Here is a 21,183-nt window from a genome sequence, read left to right as displayed (position 1 = left end):
TCAAAGTGGACAATCCACGGTGGGCGGCCTTACAGCGGGCGGCGATGAATCTTGCGTCCGGTGATCATCTTGGCGGCGATGACGGCCAATCGTGCCATGCTCGCATAGGTCATCGGGTTGAACATCGTCGGCCACGTGGTTCGAATGACGTGTTCGGTCAGCGGCAGGCCTGCGAATCGGTCGGTGAGCCAGCGCAGCGTCATCGGGGCGGACAGCGGGTGCAACATCATGTGCTCGTTGAAGGCATCCCGGTGGTAGGTAACCCTGGCACCACCCGTCGAATAGGACTCGGCCAGCGTGTCGATGTCATCGACGGAGATGAGATAGTCGTGGACGGCCTGCACGATCAACACCGGGGGTGCCGGCACGGCGGCGCCCAGTTTGATGTCGTCGAAGACGTGCACAACTTCTGGTGTGGACAGAACATCTTCGAGCGGCTCGTCCAGGTAGTGGCCCAAGTCGTTGTTGGCCATCCGGATGACCGCTTCGGCGGTGGTCATCTGCTCGAGCCGCTCGAGCAACTCGATCCCATCTTCGTTGGCATGTTGTTTGATCACCCGGTCCAGCCCCGGGTAGGCGTGTCCGAGGGCGGCCACCACCATTGCGGGCAGGCCCGTAAGCAGGGTTCCGTTGAGCCGACGGAAGGTATTACCCAGGTCGCCGACCGGCGAACCCAGCACGGCTCCGACGATGTTGAGCTCAGGCGCGTACTCGCCGCACATTTCGGCAGCCCATGCGCTGGCCAGGCCCCCGCCCGAGTAGCCCCACAATCCGATCGGCGCCGATTGCGGCAGCGCCAGACGTTCGGCGCTCAGGGCCGCCCGGATACCGTCCAGGACCCGGTAGCCCGGCTCGTAGGGCGTTCCCCAAAGCCCCCGGACACCCTCGTGGTCAGGTACTGAGACCGCCCACCCCTCGGCAACGGCGGCGGTGATCAGCAGCAGCTCCAACTGGGTCAATGAGCCGATCGCTTTGGCTCCGCGGCGCAGCGCGTAGGAGGGAAAGCAGCGCGAGGACATGGCGTCGATCGCGCACTGGTAGGAGAGCAGCGGGTAGGTCTGTCCGGGCGCAACTTCGGCGGGAAGAATCACCGTGGTCACGGTGGCCTCGGGATTGCCGTACATGTCCGTGGTCCGGTACAGCAGTTGAGTGGCGGTGATGGACTGCGGGATCAAGCCCAGAAACGCCAGCTCGACCTCGCGCGAGCGCAGCACGGTACCCGGTTCGGCATGGTGGTAGCCGGCGGGCGGGTCATAAAACGGATCGTCACTCGGCAGCAGGGGACGTACCTTGCGCTGCAGTTCCTCATGCGGCGGCCGGCCGATCCATTCGGCGGCGCGCGCGTCTGCCAGACTGCCGAGCTTCACCATTAAGGCTCCCTTCATGGCCTTCGGCATTCTCGCGCACGATCCATCCCGAACCAGATGGGATGGCAGCGCAGTAAGCCAGTTACGGTTCTGTGCCGGCAGCCGAACGGCGCCAGCATCTCTTAACGAACTCTTAGTAGTCTCATACAAGCTACAGGATTCAACCGCGAAATTGACATTGACATGGCGTGGTCCCGGTCACAATTTGCACCGGGCTTGGATCGGCAATGTCGGTTGTTTCGTAACGGCACCCTGGGGCCCGCCAAAATGCCACTACAGGCTGGGTATTTGGAATCGGGCTCGGGTATTTGGCGGTGGCGAAAAAATGGTGGTTGATGCCGGTCTCAAGCCGGCCGGCCTCAGCCTGGAGGGCGCAGCGCCGCGAACTCGTCGGTGACTCTGAGCTGGGAATCGGTAAACCTGTACATCGCTGCGGGGCGGCCGCCGCTGCGGCCGGACTGCGCGAAGGTACCGGTCTGGGTGATCACCTTTCGGCGGGCCAAGACTCGTTGCAGATTCGTCGTATCGACCTGATAGCCCAGTGTCGCGCCGTAGATGTCGCGCAACGTGGAGAGTGCGAATTCTTTAGGTGTCAAGGCAAATCCGATATTGGTATACGACATTTTCGCCACCAGTCGAGCGTGGGCGTGGGTCACCATCGGGCCGTGGTCGAATGCCATCGGGGGCAGTGCATTCACCGGATGCCAGCGCGTGTCGGCCGGCAGCTCGGGGGTGGCCGGGGAGGGGACCAGGCCGAGGAATGTCGACGCGATGACGCGGGTGTCGCCCGGCACCCGGTGCGGATCCGAGAACACCGCGAGTTGCTCTAGGTGGGACAATTCGCGCAGGTCAACTTTCTCCGCGAGCTGGCGACGCACCGAGGTGGTCAAGTCCTCGTCGCTGCGCAGCCGCCCGCCAGGTAGTGACCAGGCGCCTTTCTGTGGATCTTGCGCACGTTGCCATAGCAGCACGTTAAGCTGCGGTTTCCCCCCTCGAGATGCCGCTGTGATCTGGCGAACCTGAAAGACCGCAGCCAGAACTTCATGAGCGGTGTTACTATTGGGCATGTTTTCAATTGTAAGTCGAAAACCTCCTGGGCGTGAAAGGAGCCGCCGTGACGGTCTTGAATCGCATGGACACGCTCGCTTGTGACGTGAGTGGTATGACCGACCGCATCAGCGATTCGCCGCTGGGCTACGTCGGGGTCGACGGTGACCAACAGTGGGCCGCAGAAGTTCGCCGGTTGGCGCGGTTACGAGGAGCTACGCTGCTGGCGCACAACTACCAGCTGCCGGCCATCCAAGACGTAGCCGACCATGTGGGGGACTCGCTGGCGCTGTCGCGCATCGCCGCCGAGGTGCCCGAAGGCACCATCGTGTTCTGCGGGGTGCACTTCATGGCCGAGACCGCGAAAATCCTGAGCCCGAACAAGACGGTATTGATTCCCGATCAACGAGCCGGCTGTTCATTGGCCGACTCCATTAGTCCCGACGAATTGCGGGCCTGGAAAGCCGAGCACCCGGGTGCTGTCGTTGTCTCTTACGTCAATACCACCGCGGAAGTGAAAGCGCTCACCGACATTTGCTGCACCTCGTCGAACGCCGTCGACGTGGTCGCGTCTATCGATCCGGACCGCGAGGTGCTGTTCTGCCCCGACCAGTTCCTGGGCGCCCACGTGCGTCGCGAGACCGGCCGCGAAAACCTGCACGTCTGGGCCGGTGAATGTCATGTGCACGCCGGGATCAACGGCGATGAACTCAGTGAGCAAGCTCGCGCCAACCCCGATGCTGAACTCTTTGTGCACCCCGAGTGTGGGTGCGCCACCTCTGCGCTCTACCTGGCCGGAGAAGGTGCCGTCCCCGCGGAGCGGGTAAAGATCCTGTCCACCGGCGGGATGCTCGACGCGGCGCACGAGACCCGCGCGCGCAAGGTGCTGGTGGCCACCGAGGTCGGGATGCTCCATCAACTGCGCCGGGCCGCACCGCAGGTCGGCTTCCAAGCGGTTAACGACCGGGCGTCATGCAAGTACATGAAGATGATCACTCCCGCAGCCCTGCTGCGTTGCCTGGGCGAAGGGGCCGACGAAGTTCATGTCGATCCCGACGTGGCGGCAGCGGGCCGGCTCAGTGTCCAGCGGATGATCGAAATCGGCCAGCCCGGTGGTGGCGAATGAGGACGAGTCCCACTTGGCGGGATGCGGCCGACGTCGTCGTAATCGGCACCGGTGTGGCCGGTCTGGCCGCCGCACTGTCCGCTCATCGTGCTGGCCGTAGCGTCGTCCTGCTCAACAAGGCCGCCGACACCGTTGGAGCCACCGCAACCCACTACGCGCAGGGCGGCATAGCGGTGGTACTGCCGGGCGGCGACGATTCGGTCGATGCGCACGTGGCTGACACCGTGACCGCGGGTGCCGGGCTGTGCGATCTCGAAGCCGTGTACTCGATCGTCGCTGACGGGTTCCGCGCGGTGATCGACCTGGTCGGCGATGGTGCGAAGTTCGACGAAACATCAACCGGTCGTTGGGCTCTCACGCGTGAAGGTGGGCACTCGCGGCGGCGCATCGTGCATGCCGGAGGCGACGCGACCGGTGCCGAAGTCCAGCGCGCACTCGATCAAGCCGCTGGTTTGCTGGACATCCGCGCCAGCCACGTGGCGCTGCGAATACTGCACGACGACACCGCGGTAACGGGAGTGTTGGTGCTCAACCCGAACGGTGTGGGCATCATCAGCGCGCCGTCGGTGATCTTGGCCACCGGTGGGCTGGGGCAGTTGTACAGCGCGACCACCAACCCCGATGGCGCCACCGGTGACGGAATCGCGCTGGCGCTATGGGCCGGCGTCACGGTCAGCGATCTCGAATTCATCCAATTCCACCCGACCATGCTGTTCGACGGGAGCAGTGGTGGCCGTCGTCCGCTGATCACCGAGGCAATTCGCGGCGAAGGCGCGATATTGCTTGACCGGCAGGGCCGGTCGATTACCGCCGGTGTTCACCCGCTGGGAGACTTGGCGCCTCGTGATGTGGTGGCGGCGGCCATTGACGCGCGGATGAAGGCCAACGGAGATCCATGCGCCTACCTGGACGCGCGCAGCATCAAGGGTTTCGAGTCGCGGTTCCCGACCGTCACCGCATCGTGTCGGGCGGCTGGCATCGATCCCGTTCGGCAGCCGATACCGGTGGTCCCGGGAGCCCATTACAGCTGCGGCGGCGTCATTACCGATGTGTACGGAAACACCGAGCTGCCAGGCTTGTTCGCGGCAGGTGAGGTGGCCCGCACCGGCATGCACGGTGCCAACCGGCTGGCGTCCAACAGCTTGCTCGAAGGGCTGGTGGTCGGTGGCCGGGCCGGCAAGGGCGCGGCCGCGCATGCGGCGGCCGCCGGGCTTGCGCACGCGACGATGCCCGAGCCGATTGCGCATACCGCGCCCCGCCGTGATGACCTGCAGCGGGCGATGAGTCGGGACGCGTCGGTGGTTCGCGATGCGGCGGGGTTGCACCGGCTGGCCGAGATGCTGGACGGGCCGACTCGTGGCATTGCCGACCGCAATGATTTCGAAGACGTGGCCCTGGCGCTCGCCGCCCGCGTCGTGGGTGCTGGCGCCCTGGCGCGCAACGAAAGTCGCGGTTGCCACCACCGCGCCGAGTACCCGGACGTGGTGCCCGAGCAGGGACGCGGCATCGTGGTCCGATTGGCTGGCGACCAGGACACGGTTTGTGTGGAGGCGTTGGCGGCGGTGGGTTGATGACGCTTACCGATCAAGAACGCGACGCGGCGCGCGAGACCATTCGGCGCGGCCTCGACGAGGACCTCCGCTACGGGCCCGATGTCACCACGATCGCGACGGTGCCGGCTGATGCGACCGCGACGGCGTCAATGGTTCCCCGGGAGGCCGGAGTGATCGCCGGGGTGGACGTCGCGCTGATGGTGCTCGATGAGGTCATCGGTAAAGACGGCTATCAGGTGCTCGGCCGTGTCGACGATGGCGCCCGGTTGCAGACCGGCGAGCCGGTGCTGACGATCCGGGCGCAAACGCGAGGTCTGCTGACCGCCGAACGCACCATGTTGAACCTGGTCTGCCACTTGTCGGGGATCGCGACGGCAACGGCAGCCTGGGTAGAGGCGGTGGACGGAACGAAGGCCAAGATTCGCGACACCCGCAAAACCCTGCCCGGCCTACGGGCCTTGCAGAAGTACGCGGTTCGCGTTGGCGGCGGAGTCAACCACCGGCTCGGTCTCGGCGATGTCGCGCTGATCAAAGACAATCATGTCGCCGCCGCCGGATCGGTGCTTGAAGCATTGCGGGCCGTGCGGGCTGCGGCGCCCGATCTGCCCTGTGAAGTCGAGGTTGACTCCCTCGAACAGCTTGACGAGGTACTGCCCGAGAAGCCCGAACTGATCCTGCTGGACAATTTCCCGGTTTGGCAGACCCAGACGGCGGTGCAGCGGCGGGATTCGCGAGCACCCACCGTCTTGCTCGAGTCCTCGGGCGGGCTCAGCCTTGACACCGCGGCGACCTATGCGGCGACAGGTGTGGACTACCTCGCAGTCGGTGCGCTGACCCATTCGGTGCGGGTGCTCGACATCGGTTTGGACATGTGAGCCCTGGCTGACGGGATCATCCGCGCGCCGACGCTGCCGTTGCTGTGGCAGCGTGCGGGCCTCAGGCGATATCCCAGGGCTCCGGCGTTGTTGATTAGCAGGCTTGTGAGCTGGGGAATTGTGGATTGAGGAGGTCTAGGCGGCGGTTGGCGGTCAAAGCGGTGATCCGGCAGGCTTCGGTGATGTTGTCGGCGCCGTTGAGGCGGTGCAGATTGATCGCGGTGTTGCGTAGCGTTGCTAGGACCTGTGCGCCGTTTCCGGTATGTGCCCTTTGACGGTCTTCGTCGAAGGTGACGTCGCGTATCCAGTGCAGGCTGTTCTCGATTCCCCAGTGTTGACGCATCCAGGTCATGATCGCGGTAGGGCGGGCGTGCTCGAACGGCAGGCTGCAGATGGCATAGACCACCTCCACGCTGCGCTGGTCGGTGGCGGTGATCAAGCGTTCACGAGTGATCCGGATGATTTGTTTTGCGTAGGGGAAGCCGATTCCTCGTACAGCGGTGATGATTTGCAGGGTGCGGGTCTCGACACGGCCGTGGCCGCGGGAGTCGTCGGTAGCGGCTGTGGGCACCTCGGCCCAGGGCAGCGCGGTGATACGCGCAAGTATTTTGGCTTGGTTGGACTTGACGATCATCAGGTAGTGCGACTTCAAGGTGGCGCAGATCAACTTCGCGGTGACGACCTGGGTATGCATCGCATCCACGGTGACCAGCCACCGCAAGCTACCCGGCAGCAGCGTGAGCAGGGCACGTACGCAGGGAATTTCATTGCTTTTCTCGGCGACAGCGAGTTGACCGAGCACCAATCGGGCACGGTGGGCGAACACCGACACGAGATGCGTGGCTGTCGCTTTGGCGCGTAAAGCACCACGCAGCATCTTGCCGTCCAACGCGATCGGCACCAATCCACTGGGGTCGCTGCTGGCCACGTGTGCAGTGAAGTAACTGCCCATCCTGGCGTTGAGGTCGGCGGGGTCTAGCCGAGACAAAACAGCGCGGAAGGTCTTCTCACTGGGCCGCCGGAACCGGACCCCTAATTGGGCCAACACATCATCGGGAGCGGTGGCCGCCCATGTGGCAAAACCAGCATAGCCGCGCATCCCCGCGGCAGTGGCCAGAACCGCGATCGCCAACAAAGCCATCAGCGAATACCTCCGACCGCGTGGGTCCCTCGGGTCTGGCACCGAGGCCAACACATCGAGAAACTCCGATCCGATGAGCTCGCTGCGCTCACCAGGACTCCAGCGGTCGAACACCTCTGGAACCGACGACACAGGCAATACTGAAACGGTAGGCACGGGCAACTCCAGACCAACGACGAACAGTAACCAACTCGATCGTTCTCCAGATAGCCCGTGCCTACACTCCGGCCCCAATAGCGCGGCGCCAAAGATCATCAACCCAGCTCACAAGCCTGCTAATCAACAACGCCGGAGCCCTGGTTCGGCGTCAAGCGCGGACTGCTCGGCAAATTGATGCCGGTCAAACGCACGACGTTTGTCATCGACACCGATCGCAAAGTTCTCAACGTGATCTCCAGCGAATTCAGCATGGACACCCACGCGGACAAGGCTCTAGAGACCCTCCGCGCCCGCGCATAACGCCCCGGCGACGCGCCCACGCTCTCAGGGGCTGACCGCAAGAAAGATGTATGCGGCCAACACCACCAGATGCAGTTCGCCCTGTAGCCGCGTCGCCCGACCAGGCAAGACGGTGAGCGCACTGACGACAACGGTCAGCACCAACAGCACCAGCTGCAGAGCTCCCAGGCCCAGCAAGAGCGGGCCGCTAAGCCAGATGGAAGCCAGCGCGATGGTCGGAATGGTGAGACCGATGCTGGCCATTGCAGAGCCGTACGCCAGGTTCAGGCTGATCTGGAGCCTCCCCTGCCGCGCCGCGCGCCCGGCGGCAAGCGTCTCCGGCAGCAGCACCAGCGTTGCGATGATCACGCCGACGAAGGACTGCGGAAAACCAGCCGCCACCACCATCCGCTCGATGATGGGCGACTCCATTTTGGCCAGTCCGACCACGGCGACCAAGGCAACCACCAAAAGCGCAAGACTCGTCATCGCCGCCCGGGTACTCGGCGGATCGGCGTGCTGGTCATCGTCGACGGCGCCTTTTTGCGCCACCGGCAGGAAGAAGTCCCTATGGCGGACGGTTTGGGTGAAAACAAACAGCAGATAAAGCGCCAGCGAGGCGACCGCGGCAAAACCGAGCTGGCCAGGTGAAAACTCGGGACCCGGCTGACTAGTGGTGAACGTGGGCAGCACCAGGCTCAGGGTCGCCAAGGTAGTCACCGTGGCGAGCGCGGTGCCGCTGCCATGGGCGTTGAACAACGTCACGCCGTACCGCTGCGAACCAAGCAGCAATGACAGCCCAGCAATCCCATTAGTAGTGATCATCACCGCAGCAAACACGGTGTCGCGTGCCAGCGTGGCCGCCTGGTGCCCGCCAGAAGCCATCAGGGTGACAATCAGAGCCACTTCAATGACCGTTACCGCGACCGCGAGCACCAGTGAACCGAATGGCTCACCGACCCGGTGCGCGACAACCTCGGCGTGATGCACGGCGGCCAGCACCGCCCCTGCGAGCAGCACTGCTTCCAGCAGACCCACCACGGGGCCGATGTGCTGGCCCCAGGAAAGTACCAACGCGACAAGCGCAAGCAGCGGGGCCATCACGGTCCACGACAGGCGTTTCCACATCAACTGCCATTGTTGCTGAGGGCTCCAAACAGCCGAGCACCCCCCAAGGCCGCTGGTCAACTCCGCAGCCTGTGTATTGTGCTGCGACGCGACACCCCCCGAGCATCGGGGCACCAACGTGATTGGTGAACTTCGAGATTGCTATCCGGCTTCTGTCCGGCAGCCACAGCCCCGGCCTGGGAGTCACCACTGCTCTGGGTAGTTTCCCGATGGCCCCCTCGGCGCGATCAGTAGCATGCTCACATGCCGACAAGCGCTGGCCACAGCGAAGGCCTCCAAGAAGGTGAGCTGTTCGCCGGGTACACCATCGTGCGCCGGTTAGGTGCGGGCGGAATGGGTGATGTGTACCTGGCGCAGCACCCCCGACTGCCCCGGCGCGACGCACTCAAGATCCTGCCCGCCGAGTTCACCTCCAGCCAGGAGTTCCGTCAGCGCTTCAACCGTGAGGCCGACCTCGCCGCAACCTTGTACAACCAGCACATAGTCGGCATCCACGATCGCGGCGAATTCCACGGACAACTCTGGATCTCCATGGACTACGTGGAGGGAACCGACGCCGCTCGACTACTGAACACCCAGTACCCGACCGGAATGCCATATGCCTAGGTGGTGGAAATCATCGCGGCGGTGGCCGACGCGCTTGATTACGCCCATTCACAGGGCTTGCTCCACCGCGACGTAAAGCCGGCCAACATTCTGCTGGGCGAAGCCAATCACCGACGCCGAATCGTGCTTGCCGATTTTGGGATCGCTCGCGAAGTCGGCACGATCAGTGGGCTGACCGCGACCAATATGTTGATGGGAACCACCGCATACTGCGCCCCCGAACAATTGCAGGGCGCGCCTCTGGATGGACGCGCCGATCAGTATGCACTCGGCTGCACCGCGTTTCACCTGCTGGCCGGTTCTGCCCCATTCCAACACACCAATCCGGCGGTGATCATCACCCAGCATCTGTCCGCACCACCGCCACTAATCAGTGCGCGCCGCCCCGAATTGGCGCATCTCGATGGCGTCATTGCCAGAGCTCTGGCCAAGAACCCCGCAGAGCGTTATCCCACGTGCTCGGATTTCGCGGCCGCGCTGGCGGGTCAGCACCCTTTAGCCCCACCAATCGCGCTGAACCCCGTCGCATTCGGGTCCGCGCCGACACAGGTGATCGCGACACCACCTGCAGCGGCACCGACCGCACACGGGAGGCGAATCAAGCCCGCGACCCTGATTGCCGGGCTGGTCGCCGTCGCATTGGTCGCGGTCGCGGCGGTACTCGGTATTCAGCTGTTGAGCGACCGATCCAGCAGTGCGGATCGCGGTGCCGCATCCTCATCGGCACCCCCGGGCGTCGGCGCGACACCGCCGTCAAAGCCAACCCTTCAGTTGTCTGACCACGTCACCGACCAGTCGGCGGTATTGACTCCGGCCGAGCGCGTGGTCATCGCGCGAGCGGTCACCAAGCTCTACAACCAGCGCGGCATCGGCCTCTGGGTGGTCTACGTCAAGGATTTCGGCGACCTCACGCCGGCGAAGTGGGTCGAGAACACCATGCGCGCCAACGGCTTTGCCGACACTGAGGCGATGCTCGCGGTGGCCACCGAGACGCCGGAATTCTCCTTCCGGGTCCCGGCCGCGGTCAGTTCCGGACGGGTGGTTGCTATCGAGGTGATCCGCCGTCAGCGCATCGAACCGGCCGTGTCCCAGCGCGAATGGACTCGCGCGGCGCTGGCCGCAGCCGAAGGCCTCGCCAACCTTTCCCCCTAGCTACTTCAGCCGAAAAAGCGCGCGCGTGTGGGTTGCGGGCTTCGGCCGACGTTTTCCAGCCGAGTGTCTTTCTGGGCCTGATGTTGTGGGCGTGAGCGACTGCTTCGATGTCTTCAGCGGACCATCGGGATAGATCGGAGCCTTCGGGAAGTACTGGCGCAGTGCGCCATTGGTGTTCGGTTAGCGCCACACCCTCACCGTCGTCAGTGATCCCGCTGCGCCAGAACGTCACTGTCGCCGGCATCGGCTGGCATGGCACCGATCACGCCGTCACTGCCATCGTTCAACGCACTGTGATGGCGGCCCCACACGAAGTAGAACACCAGCACCACCGAGACCCCATATGGAGAACGCCAACCAGGTGTACCAGGGCAGGCTGAACAGGATGTACCCACACGCCAGGACCGACAACACCGGTGTCACGGGGTAGAGGGGCACTTTGAATCCACGCGGGAGATCGGGTTCACGCACCCGCAGGATGACGACGCCGACGGACACGACGATGAACGCGACCAGGGTGCCGATGGACACCACGTCCGCCAGATAGCTCAGCGGGACGAAGCCGGCAAGAATGCAGATCACCACCGCGACGATGATGGTGTTGTACACCGGTGTCATGTTGGGTGGGCGAACCTTGGCGAACACTGGGGGCAGAAGACCGTCCCGGCCCATGGCGAACAGGATTCGAGTCTGGCCGTACAGGACCACAAGTGTGACCGAGAATATGGAGATCACTGCGCCGGCCGCCAAGACCGAGCCCCAGTAGTGGCCTGAGACGACTCTGTCGAGGACGGTGGCCAGGCCAGCTTGCTGGCCCTCGAAATCCCGCCAGGGCTGCGCGCCCAGTGCGGCCACGGTAACCACCACGTAGACCGTTGTCACGGTCACCAACGCGGCCATGATCGCCAAAGGCATGGTCTTCTGCGGATTCTTGACTTCGTCACCGGCGGTGGACACCGCATTCAGGCCGATGTACGAGAAGAAGATCGTGCCTGCCGCCGCGCCGATTCCGGCGACACCGAAGGGCGCGAACTCAGCGAACCGATCGGCGTCGAAGGCCGTTAAGGCGATGACGGCGAACATCACCAGAACGCTCAGCTTGATCAGCACCATGATGGTGTTGACCTTCGCCGACTCGCTGGCTCCGCGGATGAGAAGGACGGCGCACAACCCGACCAATACGACAGCGGGAAGGTTGATGATTCCCGGGGATGCGTCACCCCACGGCGCAGCGGAAAGCGCCTGGGGCAGATGATGGCCGAAGAAATTGTCAAGCAGCTTGTTGACGTACTGGCTCCAACCCACCGCAACCGCGGCGGTGGACACGCCGTATTCGAGCAGCAGGCAGGCCGCCACACCCATTGCGACCAGCTCGCCGAGAGTGGTGTAGGCGTAGGAGTAGGTTGACCCCGAAACCGGTACGGCTGAGGCGAGTTCGGCATAACAGACCGCGGCAAGTCCTGCCGCGATTCCGGCGATCACAAATGAGGCAACAACCCCAGGACCGGCTTCTGGAACCGCCTCGGACAGCACGAAGAAGATGCCTGTGCCGACGGTGGCACCTACCCCGAACAGCGTGAGTTGGAACGTGCCGATACTGCGTTTCAGTTGATCGGAGGCGCCGTGAGCCACGGGCGCCCCGATCACGGGCCGTCGGCGCAGCATCTGCTGGATCAGGCCGATTGTCGGGGCCGCCATGCGCTCCTCCTTGATTGGGTCCAAGCTGATTGTCGGCCCTAACCGCTACGCTTGCCTGTCGAACGATTGCGCTCAACCCACCCGCGAAGGCCCGACTAATTGAAACAGTCGAATGGAATGGTTCGTGGGCTAACCCAGTTAAGCCGCGCAGCAGGACCGGCGGTTCCTGCGATAAAATCTGCCGCCGCCATGCCGATGGCAAGACTCGCGCAGGCAATACACAAGAATGCGCGGGGGCCACGATGTCGGGATTTCCGAGCGAAAACTAGCGAGCACGTTTGATCGGCGTTATCGATCCAGATACCGCAATAACCGCTGTAGCGGCCTGCCAGTGGTAGCGCGGGAATACCGCCACACTGTGCCCCAGACTCTCCGGGCGGCGACCACCGGGCCAACACTCGGCCCCGGTCCGGTCGGGTTGCCGGCGTTGGCCGGTCACCCTCTCCCCTCACCCATAAGGAGCCAGGTTCCTCGTGATGCTCCGGTTCTGCGGATGAGCGTTCCGCATGTTGGACTATGCTCCACTGCGTTGCGCGGCTCTGTCTGACCGCGTTCTCGTGTGCAGACACCCGACGCTTGATGAGGATGCCCCATTGAATATCGATTCCATTTCGGTCTAAGTCGGTCCGAACGTTCATGCGCTGGAGGCGGTAATCCGGCTCCAAGTGGACGTCAAGCCGAGCTATGCGGAAACCCTCAGGGGCCTGGGGGCGGGCGTGATCGACAAACTGGCAGCGGTGTTGCCGGGGCTTGCGCTCGAACATTCCGAGTGGGTTGCCGCATTGCACGCCGGCGCGGGGCTTTCCATCGGCGATCTGGTCGCAAGGCTGGCTTTGGCGCTCGAGCATGCCGCTGGCATTGACGGCACACTGGCGTGGTCGAGATCGACGGACGATCCCGATATCGTCGAGGTGTTCTACAGCTATGGCAATGAAGACATCGGTATCGAGGCCGGCGAGGTTGCCTGCGACATGCTCGCGGCCATTGCCCGCGCCGACTCCGATGATCAAGAGGCTCCCGACCTCGACAAGAACGTCGAGGATTTCCTGACCTATGCCGACAGGCGTTCGCTGGGGCCCTCGGCCATGAAATTGGTGCGTACGGCCCAGGCCCGCGACATTCCGGTCTACCGGCTCAACGACGCCAGCCTGATCCAGATCGGCCAGGGCAAGTACCAGCAGCGGATTGAGGCGGCGCTGACGTCGAAAACCTCGCATATCGCCGTCGAAATCGCCTCTGACAAGAATCTCGCCAATAACCTCCTTGCCGATCTCGGTCTGCCCGCCCCGAGGCAGAAGCTGGTCTACAGCGTGGACGAGGCAGTGGGGGGCGGCCGAACGCATCGGCTATCCCGTGGTTATCAAGCCGCTCGACGGCAATCATGGCCGGGGCGTCACCGTCAACATCACGTCCGAGGACGGCATCGCCGAGGCCTTCGAGACCGCCGATGCCGAGGGATCGGCGGTGTTGGTGGAGACCATGCTGCGCGGCGACGACCACCGGCTTCTGGTGGTCAATGGCCAGCTCGCCGCCGCCGCGCGCCGGGTGCCGGGTCATGTGAAGGGCGACGGGCGCCACACCATTGCCGAGCTGGTGAATATCGTCAATCAGGACCCTCGCCGTGGCGTCGGGCATGAAAACGTGCTGACCCGGCTCGAACTCGATGACCAGGCGACGCGCTTGCTCGAGGAAAAGGGCTACACCGCAGAGACGGTCCCCGCCGAGGGCGAGGAAGTGTATCTGCGCAAGACCGCAAATATTTCGACGGGCGGCACGGCGGTGGATGTCACCGACACGATCCATCCCGACAACAAGCTGATGGCCGAGCGGGTGATCCGGGCGATCGGGCTCGATGTCGGCGCCGTAGATTTCCTGACCACCGATATCACCAAGAGCTATCGCGAGACCGGCGGCGGCATCTGCGAGATCAATGCGGGACCAGGCCTGCGCATGCACATCGCGCCCTCCGAGGGCACGCCGCGCGACGTGGGCGGAGCGATCATGGACATGCTCTTCCCGCCCGGAACCCAGGCGCGCGTTCCCATCGCCGCCTTGACCGGAACGAACGGCAAGACCACGTGCTCGCGCATGCTGGCGCACATCCTGAAAATGGCGGGTCATGTCGTGGGGCAGACCTCGACCGACGCCGTGCTGATCGACGGCAACGTGACCGTCAAAGGCGACATGACCGGGCCCGTCTCCGCCAAGATGGTGCTGCGGGATCCCTCGGTCGACATCGCAGTCCTGGAGACGGCGCGCGGCGGCATCGTCCGCTCCGGCCTGGGCTACAACTTTTGCGATGTAGGCGCGGTGCTGAACGTCGCGTCCGATCATCTGGGGCTTGGCGGCGTCGACACGCTGGATGACCTTGCCCGGGTGAAACGCGTCGTCGCCGAAGTCACGCGCGGCACGGTGGTGCGGAACGCCGACGACGAGCAGACACTGAAAATGGCGGCCTTCTCGCCCGCCAGGCAGGTCATGTATGTGACGCGCAACCCGGAACATGAACTGGTGCGCGAACATATCCGGCTCGGCAAGCTTGCGGTCGTACTCGAGCAGGGCGTGAACGGCGACCAGATCGTGATCTACGACAACGGCACCCAAATGCCGCTGATGTGGACCCAGCTCATCCCGGCGACTCTGGAGGGCAAGGCACTACACAACGTCGAAAACGCCATGTTCGCCACCGGCATGGCCTATGCGCTCGGCAAGACACTGGATCAGATCAGCGCCGGATTGCGCACCTTCGACAACAGCTTCTTCCAGAGTCCAGGCCGGATGAATGTCTTCGATGAACACGGATTCCGGGTGATCCTCGACTACGGGCACAACGAGGCGGCGGTGGGGGCCATGGTCGACCTGGTCGACCGGCTCAAGCCGCGCGGGCGCCGGATCGTCGGCCTCACCTGCCCGGGCGACCGGCGCGACGAGGACGCGACGGCGATTGCGGCGAAGGTCGCCGGCCATTTCGACACCTATATCTGCCACCGCGACGACAATCTGCGCGATCGCGAGCCAGACGAAGTGCCCGAGCTGTTGCGCGACGCCCTGATCGCCGAGGGCGTCGCGCCCGACGCGATCAGCATCATCGGAGAGGAAGAAAAGGCCCTCGACGCGGCGCTCGAGCAGGCGCAGCCCGACGATTTGGTGCTGTACTTCTGCGAGGCGATAACGCGCTGTTGGAAGCAGATCATCCACTTCACCCCGAAATTCACCGCGCCCGAACCGGAGTCCGTCGCAAAGCGTCTGGCAACGTCCATATTCGACGTTCCCGATGGCTTCGCTCTCACGTCGGATGATCGAGGTGTGCTGATCGTTCCGGCGAAATGACACGGCAGCTCAGCAGAATCTCACTCACTGACCGTGGGAGCGCAACCCCGAAACTGGCGATCATCGGCGGCCGACTGGAGGACGACAATGCCGCCGTCTATCACGAGATGCACCGTCTGGCAGGCGGAAGGATCGTCGTCTTCCCGACGGCTTCGTCGGTGCCTGATGAGGTCGGAGCCGAAGCGGTCGGTGTGTTTCGCGCCTATGGTTTCGATGCCGCCCTGGCCGGGGTTTACGGCGCCGGGGCGGCGGCGGCCGCGCAGGACACGGCGATCGCCGATCTCGTCGAGGACTATGGCAGCGTCTATTTCACCGGCGGCGACCAGGCCCTGATCACCGGGGCGCTGGCGCCGAAGGGCACGGAAAGCCGGGTGCTGAAGGCGATCCGCACAGCGCAGCTCAACGGTGCGATGGTCGCCGGGTCGAGTGCTGGGGCCGCCATGATGTCCGATGTGATGATTTCCGGCGGCACATCGCTGGAAGCTGCGACCTACGGTGTCGTCGATGACCCGGACGAGCCCGGAATGCTGCTGGAGCCGGGGCTCGGCTTCTTTCCCTGGGGCATGGTCGACCAGCATTTCATCAAACGCGGCCGATTCGGCCGGTTGGTCGTCGGCATGCAGGCGTCCGGCGCCAAGCGCGGCTTCGGCATAGACGAAAACACCGCGTTGTTCATCGAGGGCACGAGTGCGCGGGTGATCGGCGAATATGGCGCCTTCGTGCTCCATCTCCAGGAGGCGAAAGTCGATCGCCGCCGCAAGCTGATCGAAAGCATCGGTTTCAGCTATGCCGACGACGGTGACAGCTATGACCTGGAAACGGGTGAGGTCCTCCCCGGTCCGAGCAAGCGGCCGGTGACCCAGCGCGACATCACCTACCGGGCCCCCGCCCGCTCGCTTCGCAACGTCTTCGCCGCCTATACCCTCTACGACCTCACGGCGCGGCTGGTGTTGGGGGACCCCGAGGCCTATCCGGCGGATCGGGCGCGCGCGATAGAGCCCAAGGCGGGTGCCGCCACCAGCGTCGAAATATCCCGCCAGGGCGGCCGTGCGGCCGCCTACATTCCCGGAGCCGGGCGTGATTTCCGCATGACGGCGGTGGATTTTCGGGCCAGCAGGCGCACCCGCCAGCTCAATGCGGCGCAACTGGCGGAGAACCGGTGGGCGGCGCTGTCCCGCGACTACGGTATGAAGTCGGGGCAGCAGGCGCGCATGATGATGCTGGGCTCGGCGCCACTCGACCGCGGCAGTCCGCTGCTTGCGGAACTGGCGGCGCAGTGTGAGGGGCCGGTCGGTGTGCTTGCCGCCGCGTCCGCCGAGCCCAACGCGGCCGCGCGCGAGTACATCGGCGCCTTGCGCGGCCACGGCGTCGAGGCCACCGATCTGCGCGTCACCATCGACAATGTTGATCGCCGGATGCGCGAGGAAGCGTTGGTCGAGCAGATCGCCGCCCTGCGCACCATCATCCTGACCGGCGGTAACCAGATCAGGCTGGTGGAATCCTTGCTCTACCGTGGCGATGTCACGCCGCTGCTGACCGCCATTGCGCGGGCGCGGGCCGCCGGCGCCATGATCGTCGGGGTCGGCGGTGCCGCCTCGGCGCTGTCCGGTTTCATGATCGGAGGCGGCACGTCCTACGAGGCGCTGCGCTTCGGCATCGCCTCGGATATGGGACGGCACGGATTGGTGATCCAGGAAGGGTTGGGGTTTTTCGGCGCCGCCATCGTCGACCAGAAACTGTCGTCCTCGCTTCGTCTCGGCCGCCTCGCCGTCGCCTGCGCCGAGGAAAGCGTGCGCTTCGGACTCGGTCTTCTCGAAGACAGCGGGGTCATCGCCAACCACGACAACACCCAACTCACCGCGATCGGCGCGCGCGGCGCCGTCCTGGTCGAGCTCGATCCGCTCAAGACCGAGCTGGCTGGGGACGATTTCATCGCACCCGACACCAAGCTGTGTTTTGCCGGTCCAGGGGATGTCATCGATATGGTGACCGGGACCGTCACCCGGGCGGCGCCGGCCACCGCGTCCGCCGCCGCGCTGGACACGCTGGTGGACGCACTGATCAAGGATTGCGTTGGCGATGCCGGCCCGGTAACCACGCCCGGTGCCACACACGAAGCGCATATTGCCTTGCGCTATCGCTCACACGATGATGGCACCGGCCATCTCGATATCGAAAGCATCCGTGATCGGCACGGATGAAAATCAATAGAAAGGACAGACATGTATTTCGATGGGACCACCCTGACCACACTGCTTTCCGATACGGAGAAAGCGGCTGCAAACGCCCCCGTCATTGCCGCCGCAGGGCCGCGCTACACCTCGGCGCTCGCCGTCATCGAGGCCGCCATGGAGCTGCCGGAATTGGGTGAGGCCGGCGTGACGAACTTTCTCGATGTGCAGGGAATCGAACTGCGCGACATGCCCCCCGGTCATCGTTTGATCGCAGGGGCGCTGGCGACGGAAGGCAAGCTGAACGATCGCCTGCATGCCGCCTGCGCGGCCTATTTCGAGACAGAGGTGTTCGTGCTTCCGACCGGTGAGCCGGCTGCTCCGCCGACGGAGTGAGAACGTGCTGCGCCAGACCCACGAACTGCCGGGCTCGCCACATCGACTGACTGTGCTCAGCTTCGGTGCGGCGGGTACGGGCAGGAAAGCCTATTTGCAGGCCGGCCTGCATGCCGACGAGTTGCCCGGCATGCTGGTCTTGCGCATTCTGGCCGGGCATCTGGCCGAAGCGGAAGCTCGCGGCGCGGTCCATGGTGAAATCCTGCTGGTGCCGCAGGCAAACCCGATCGGCCTGACACAGACCGAAACCAGCTTCCTGTTCGGTCGGCTCGAAAGCGGCACCGGGGAAAACTTCAACCGGAACTATGCCGATCTGTCAGACCTTCCAAGCCTGTCGCTGGGACCGGATGCGGCGGCGAACGTCGAAACGATCCGGGCCGCGATGTCCGCGCGGCTTGCGGCGATCCCCCCGGATGGAGCCTTGGCGCAGCTGCGCCACAGATTGCTGACGCTCGCCCATGACGCCGACCTCGTGCTCGATCTTCACGCCGACAACGAGGCTGAGCCGCACATGTATGTCGGCCCGGCGCTATGGCCGGCGGCCAAGGACATCGCCGCCGCGATCGATGCGCGAGCAGTGCTTCTGGCAGAGGTGTCGGGCGGTCGCCCCTTCGATGAGGCCTGCGCCGGTCCGTGGTGGGCGCTGGCCGCGAACCATCCCGGTCTGCCCATTCCGCCGGCCTGCCTGGCCGCCACGCTGGAAATGGGCTGCAATGACGATGTCGATCCCGAACGTGCCGCCGATCAAGCCATGGCGCTGCTGCGCATGTTGGCCGGACGCGGCTTTGTCGATGGGCCGGGCGGGCAGCCGGCTTTGTCCTGCCGCGCCACGGCGTTGACGGCCATGGCGCAGCTGCGCTCGCCGGTCACGGGGCTCGTCGCCTATCGCCGCCGGCTGGGAGATCTGGTCCGCAAGGGCGATCTCGTCGCCACGGTGATCGATCCGCTTGGCGAGGAGACGGAATTGCGGGCCGAGACCGACGGGCGGCTCTTTGCTCGCCATAGCCAGCCTTATGCCTGGCCGGGACGGGTGATCGGCAAGATCGCGGGCGAGATTCCGCTGGAGGGTAGAAAGGGCAATTTACTTTCGGATTGATGCAGGTCGCGCGGAATGTGTCGCGGCAGCCCGATCCGGCGGTCCTTCACTTCCCGTGCGTCACTTCACTGTTCGTCGGAAGGCTGGCCGCTGCTGTTTCGGCTCGGCGGCACCTTCCCCGTTCAAAGCAGCACGGTGGCGTCGAAGCAGGTGTGGTCACCCGTGTGGCAGGCCCCACCCACCTGATCAACGGTGAGCAGCACCGTGTCACCGTCGCAGTCCAACCGCACGGAGTGCACATACTGGGTGTGTCCAGAGGTCGCTCCCTTGACCCACTGTTCGCCGCGAGATCGCGAATAGTAGGTTGCTTCACGGGTTTTCAAGGTCCGATCCAAAGCATCGTCATCCATCCAGGCGACCATCAACACGTCCCCGCTGCCACGCTCCTGGACCACGGCGGTGAACAATCCGTCGGCGTTGCGCTTCAGGCGGGCGGCGAGGTTTGGGTCAAGAGTCATCGCACGGTGATCCCTTCTGCGGCCATCGCGGCCTTGACCTGGCCGATCGTCAGCTCCCGGAAGTGAAAGACACTGGCCGCCAATACCGCGTCAGCGCCGGCGGCAACAGCGGGAGCAAAATGGTCCACGTTCCCGGCGCCGCCGCTGGCGATCACCGGAACCGTGACCGCCGCGCGAACCGCGCGCAACATTGCCAGGTCGAATCCCGCCTTTGTGCCGTCAGCATCCATGGAATTCAACAAGACCTCCCCTACTCCAAGGTCGGCGCCGCGGGCGGCCCATTCCACGGCATCGATACCGGTGCCGCGGCGGCCGCCGTGAGTAGTGACCTCCCAGCCCGAAGGTGTCGGGGCTGAGCCAACCGGCACCTTGCGCGCATCCACGGACAACACGATGCATTGGGACCCGAATTGCGTTGCCATGTCGGCCAGCAGGTCAGGGCGAGCGATCGCGGCCGTGTTCACCGAAACCTTGTCGGCCCCCGCACGTAGCAATAGATCGACATCAGCCACGGTACGCACCCCGCCGCCAACCGTGAGCGGAATGAACACTTGCTCCGCGGTGTGGCGCACCACTTCCAACATGGTGGCCCTGCCCGACGACGACGCGGTGACGTCGAGAAAGGTAAGTTCGTCGGCTCCCTCGGCGTCATATGCGGCCGCAAGCTCCACAGGATCGCCCGCATCCCGCAGATTCTCGAAATTGACCCCCTTGACCACCCGTCCGGCGTCAACATCCAGGCACGGGATGACGCGCACCGCAAGGCCGGTATCCGTGTACATATCAGTCAGTAGTCCTCCGGGTCGCCTGTCTTACGCACGATCTCAAGGATCTCTTCGTGGACTCCCGGCGCCGCGGCCAGCACCGAACGCGAGGTTGGGGTCCACGGATCACCGGTCAAGGTCGTGACGGTACCTCCCGCGGCCCGCACCTGCGCGACTCCCGCAGCATGATCCCAAACCTGACCACCGAAACTAATTGCACCGCCTAGGATCCCGTCGGCTACATAAACAAGGTCGATGCCGGTGGACCCATGGATACGCAACCGCGACGACACCCGGCTGAGGTTCTCCAGCACCGCAAGCCGATAACGCCCCGGAAAACGGCCCCGGGAGTCGGCGCTGAATGTGCCTACACCCATGAGGCTCTCCGACAACTTCGCGGGAGCCAGCGATGCCTGCGGGAGGCCATTTCTCAGCAACGGGCCACCTGCCACCGCGGTGTAGCGCTCGCCGATGAACGGTAACCAGGTCAGGCCGGCCACCGGTTCACCCTCGTGCAGCAGGCCCAGCAATATGGCGGCCATCGGCGAGCCGGCGGCATAGTTGAAAGTGCCGTCGACCGGGTCGAGCACCCAAACCCAGGGCGAATCCACATCGGTACCACCGAATTCTTCGCCGTGTACCCCGATTCCGGTAGCAGCTTCCAGCGCCGCAACGACTTGTCGCTCAATCGCGAGATCCACCTCTGTGGCAAAGTCGTTGCCCTTCTTGGGAACTGCCGAATCGGCACGGTGGCCGCCGAGGAACCTCGGCACCGCGGCATCCAAAATTGCCGACGCCTGCTCAACCAAGGTGACCAACCGTGCAGCCAAATCCATT

The 21,183-nt window shown here is 64.5% G+C and carries 15 protein-coding genes and 4 pseudogenes; 10 read left to right on the top strand and 9 right to left on the bottom strand.

The features are described from left to right. Window positions 1-29 precede the first annotated feature (29 nt). The gene (locus tag CKW46_RS17880) at window positions 30-1,370 is read right to left on the bottom strand and encodes a lipase family protein (RefSeq protein ID WP_482053436.1); all 1,341 of its coding nucleotides are present in this window, start codon (window positions 1,368-1,370) and stop codon (window positions 30-32) included. A gap of 356 nt (window positions 1,371-1,726) precedes the next feature. After that, entirely contained in the window at window positions 1,727-2,434 is a 708-nt protein-coding gene (locus CKW46_RS17875) for an NUDIX hydrolase (protein ID WP_012394138.1), read from the bottom strand. A gap of 47 nt (window positions 2,435-2,481) precedes the next feature. On the opposite strand from CKW46_RS17875, the gene nadA reads away from it, so the two are divergent. The 3 genes from nadA to nadC are packed head-to-tail and all read left to right on the top strand — an operon-like array spanning window position 2,482 to window position 5,968. Beyond that, the gene (gene nadA / locus CKW46_RS17870; protein ID WP_015356006.1) at window positions 2,482-3,540 is read left to right on the top strand and encodes a quinolinate synthase NadA; all 1,059 of its coding nucleotides are present in this window, start codon (window positions 2,482-2,484) and stop codon (window positions 3,538-3,540) included. After that, window positions 3,537-5,111: an L-aspartate oxidase gene (locus CKW46_RS17865; RefSeq protein ID WP_482052215.1), complete on the top strand. Its 1,575-nt coding sequence runs from the start codon at window positions 3,537-3,539 to the stop codon at window positions 5,109-5,111. The genes nadA and CKW46_RS17865 overlap by 4 nt, the downstream gene beginning before the upstream one ends. Then, on the top strand, window positions 5,111-5,968 hold the full coding sequence (gene nadC / locus CKW46_RS17860) for a carboxylating nicotinate-nucleotide diphosphorylase (RefSeq protein WP_015356004.1): 858 nt from the start codon (window positions 5,111-5,113) through the stop codon (window positions 5,966-5,968). Before CKW46_RS17865 ends, nadC begins: the two co-directional genes overlap by 1 nt. 94 nt (window positions 5,969-6,062) lie before the next feature. Here the strand turns inward: nadC and CKW46_RS17855 are convergent, their stop codons facing one another. Continuing rightward, window positions 6,063-7,265, bottom strand: coding sequence for an ISAs1-like element IS2404/ISMul1 family transposase (locus tag CKW46_RS17855; RefSeq protein WP_499019300.1), 1,203 nt, complete (start codon window positions 7,263-7,265; stop codon window positions 6,063-6,065). Between the two features lie 144 nt (window positions 7,266-7,409). On the opposite strand from CKW46_RS17855, the pseudogene CKW46_RS17850 reads away from it, so the two are divergent. Continuing rightward, window positions 7,410-7,568: pseudogene (locus CKW46_RS17850) on the top strand (peroxiredoxin); the annotation flags it as partial. Window positions 7,569-7,592: 24 nt separating this feature from the next. Here the strand turns inward: CKW46_RS17850 and CKW46_RS17845 are convergent. After that, window positions 7,593-8,675, bottom strand: coding sequence for a calcium:cation antiporter (locus tag CKW46_RS17845; RefSeq protein WP_117435485.1), 1,083 nt, complete (start codon window positions 8,673-8,675; stop codon window positions 7,593-7,595). A gap of 243 nt (window positions 8,676-8,918) precedes the next feature. Between CKW46_RS17845 and CKW46_RS17840 the strand changes: the two are divergent. Further along, window positions 8,919-10,433 (top strand): annotated as a pseudogene (locus CKW46_RS17840) (serine/threonine-protein kinase). Between the two features lie 25 nt (window positions 10,434-10,458). On the opposite strand, the pseudogene CKW46_RS17835 reads toward CKW46_RS17840, so the two are convergent. Next, window positions 10,459-10,610, bottom strand: a pseudogene (locus CKW46_RS17835) (IS30 family transposase); the annotation flags it as partial. A 26-nt stretch (window positions 10,611-10,636) separates the two neighbouring features. Continuing rightward, window positions 10,637-12,131 (bottom strand): annotated as a pseudogene (locus tag CKW46_RS17830) (amino acid permease). 665 nt (window positions 12,132-12,796) lie between these two features. On the opposite strand from CKW46_RS17830, the gene CKW46_RS17825 reads away from it, so the two are divergent. The 5 genes from CKW46_RS17825 (at window position 12,797) to CKW46_RS17805 (ending at window position 19,124) form a co-directional block, all read left to right on the top strand. Then, the gene (locus tag CKW46_RS17825) at window positions 12,797-13,768 is read left to right on the top strand and encodes a cyanophycin synthetase family protein (RefSeq protein ID WP_482052214.1); all 972 of its coding nucleotides are present in this window, start codon (window positions 12,797-12,799) and stop codon (window positions 13,766-13,768) included. A gap of 181 nt (window positions 13,769-13,949) precedes the next feature. Next, a complete protein-coding gene (locus tag CKW46_RS17820; protein WP_478212300.1) occupies window positions 13,950-15,461 on the top strand; it encodes a glutamate ligase domain-containing protein in 1,512 nt (503 codons plus the stop codon). Beyond that, window positions 15,458-17,662: a cyanophycinase gene (locus CKW46_RS17815; RefSeq protein ID WP_482052213.1), complete on the top strand. Its 2,205-nt coding sequence runs from the start codon at window positions 15,458-15,460 to the stop codon at window positions 17,660-17,662. The genes CKW46_RS17820 and CKW46_RS17815 overlap by 4 nt, the downstream gene beginning before the upstream one ends. Window positions 17,663-17,683: 21 nt before the next feature. Continuing rightward, the gene (locus CKW46_RS17810) at window positions 17,684-18,028 is read left to right on the top strand and encodes a hypothetical protein (RefSeq protein ID WP_015355997.1); all 345 of its coding nucleotides are present in this window, start codon (window positions 17,684-17,686) and stop codon (window positions 18,026-18,028) included. A gap of 4 nt (window positions 18,029-18,032) precedes the next feature. Next, window positions 18,033-19,124 (top strand): succinylglutamate desuccinylase/aspartoacylase family protein, encoded by a 1,092-nt coding sequence (locus CKW46_RS17805; RefSeq protein ID WP_015355998.1) that lies wholly within the window; start codon window positions 18,033-18,035, stop codon window positions 19,122-19,124. A 122-nt stretch (window positions 19,125-19,246) separates the two neighbouring features. On the opposite strand, the gene hisI is transcribed toward CKW46_RS17805, so the two are convergent. From hisI to CKW46_RS17790, 3 genes are read right to left on the bottom strand one after another with little or no spacing between them, the layout of a single operon-like run. Continuing rightward, complete coding sequence (hisI, locus tag CKW46_RS17800) at window positions 19,247-19,582, bottom strand: phosphoribosyl-AMP cyclohydrolase (protein ID WP_117435487.1); 336 nt, start codon at window positions 19,580-19,582, stop codon at window positions 19,247-19,249. Further along, window positions 19,579-20,364, bottom strand: coding sequence for an imidazole glycerol phosphate synthase subunit HisF (gene hisF / locus CKW46_RS17795; protein ID WP_202097060.1), 786 nt, complete (start codon window positions 20,362-20,364; stop codon window positions 19,579-19,581). The genes hisI and hisF overlap by 4 nt, the downstream gene beginning before the upstream one ends. A 5-nt stretch (window positions 20,365-20,369) precedes the next feature. Further along, window positions 20,370-21,182: an inositol monophosphatase family protein gene (locus CKW46_RS17790; protein WP_012394147.1), complete on the bottom strand. Its 813-nt coding sequence runs from the start codon at window positions 21,180-21,182 to the stop codon at window positions 20,370-20,372. Window position 21,183 lies beyond the last annotated feature (1 nt).

The sequence above is a fragment of the Mycobacterium liflandii genome, from assembly GCF_022354805.1.
Taxonomy (GTDB): Bacteria; Actinomycetota; Actinomycetes; order Mycobacteriales; family Mycobacteriaceae; genus Mycobacterium; species Mycobacterium marinum.
The sequence above is the reverse complement of the archived record's forward strand: the minus strand, read 5'-3'. Positions and strand labels throughout refer to the sequence as shown.